Genomic DNA, 541 nt, shown 5'->3' on the forward strand with positions numbered 1-541 from the left:
GTCTTGTGCACCTCCCCGAAGCTTATCGCAGCTTAACACGTCCTTCATCGCCTCCAAGAGCCTAGGCATCCCCCATACGCCCTTAATTCACTTACTCTTTTATAAAATATCTTCATCCCGAAGGATTCAATAATTCTAATTTGCTCTTACTCTTTACTTTATTCTCACAATATGTCAAAGAACCTTGTGTGAATTTTGATAGACAAGTCCATCGCATTCACAGCGCTCCCGCTTCTTGCTTCCCACAGTTGGAAAGGGTAGGGGTGGTAATCAGTAGTCAGTGGCCAGTTATCTGTGTGACCCTTGGTACTTCTTTCAATCTGTTGATTAAACTCGTTCGCTTAATCCTTAACTCTTAATTCTAAACTCTTAACTCTTACTTCTAAACTCTTAATCTTAACTCTAATTAAACTCTGGTGGAGAATAACGGATTCGAACCGTTGACCCCCTGCGTGCAAGGCAGGTGCTCTAGCCAGCTGAGCTAATCCCCCAGGGATTGTTTTGCTTAATCTATTGCTCTTACCCACATGCCTTCATTTCT

Annotated in this window: 1 tRNA gene and 1 rRNA gene; both read right to left on the bottom strand. The window is 42.7% G+C overall.

What is annotated here, in order from left to right:
• Positions 1–96: ribosomal RNA gene (locus tag SKC38_RS12430) — 23S ribosomal RNA — on the bottom strand; the annotation flags it as partial.
• A 318-nt stretch (positions 97–414) separates the two neighbouring features.
• Positions 415–491: transfer RNA gene (locus SKC38_RS12435), tRNA-Ala, on the bottom strand.
• Positions 492–541: the final 50 nt, after the last annotated feature.

This window comes from Aquirufa echingensis (assembly GCF_042714525.1).
Lineage (GTDB): Bacteria > Bacteroidota > Bacteroidia > Cytophagales > Spirosomataceae > Aquirufa > Aquirufa echingensis.